The organism is Pseudonocardia sp. N23 (genome assembly GCF_002583555.1).
Taxonomy (GTDB): Bacteria; Actinomycetota; Actinomycetes; order Mycobacteriales; family Pseudonocardiaceae; genus Pseudonocardia.
Genome location: NZ_BEGX01000120.1, coordinates 1 through 220 on the forward strand (window position 1 = coordinate 1; position 220 = coordinate 220).

General features: G+C 72.7%; 1 pseudogene. It reads right to left on the reverse strand.

The window, feature by feature from the left end:
* Positions 1 to 202, reverse strand: a pseudogene (locus TOK_RS32990) (hypothetical protein); the annotation flags it as partial.
* Positions 203 to 220: the final 18 nt, after the last annotated feature.

Genomic DNA, 220 nt, shown 5'->3' on the forward strand with positions numbered 1-220 from the left:
CCAGCTCCAACCACCCGCTCGGCGACGGCCGCATATCCAGCGCCCAGGCCCGGGTCGTCGGGGACAGATCGCGGTGCGACGGGAACGACCCCGCGACCCGCTGCGCCGTGTCCACGCTGAGCAGACCGGCCGCGACCAGCCCGTAGAGCCCGTAGTAGGGCGGAGCCTGCTCGACGACAGCGGCCATCCGCATCCCGAACACCCCACCGACCTCAGCCCA